1 pseudogene is annotated in these 519 nt (G+C 71.5%); it reads left to right on the forward strand.

Features of this window, described 5'->3' with window-relative positions:
• Positions 1-251, forward strand: a pseudogene (locus ABTU92_RS29300) (alkene reductase); the annotation flags it as partial.
• Between the last annotated feature and the right edge of the window lie 268 nt (positions 252-519).

Genomic DNA, 519 nt, shown 5'->3' on the forward strand with positions numbered 1-519 from the left:
CGGCGCTGCGCCGCGCCTTCAAGGGCGCCTACATGGCCAACAACGGCTACACGCCAGCGCTCGCCGAGGCGGCCGTGGCGGACGGTCGCGCCGATCTGGTCGCCTTCGGCAAGGCCTACATCGCCAACCCGGATCTGGTCGAGCGCCTGCGCCGCGGCGCGCCGCTGAATGCGCCCGACCAGGCGACCTTCTACGGCGGGGACGCGAAGGGCTACACGGACTACCCGGCCCTGCAGCCGCAGCCGGCGTGATCCGCGCGACACGAGTCGGAGGTCACGCCGCCTTCGTCGGCCTCGACGTTCCACCGCCGTCATGGCCCGGCTCGTACCGGCCCGGCTCGTCCCGGGGTCCCGCCGGGCCATGACGATTTCGATCTTGTGCGATGCTTTCAGCTCGTCGAGGCTGCGACGATCACAGACCGCGGCACGCGAGCCGATCGAGCGAAGGGCTTCGACGGGGCGACTTGCTCGCGGAACGATTGCGAGTGTCGGTCCAACTGCGCGGGGCCGCGACCGCCAG

Origin of the sequence: Rhodoplanes sp. SY1 (assembly GCF_046000175.1) — a bacterium.
In the GTDB taxonomy this organism is placed as follows: Bacteria; Pseudomonadota; Alphaproteobacteria; order Rhizobiales; family Xanthobacteraceae; genus Rhodoplanes.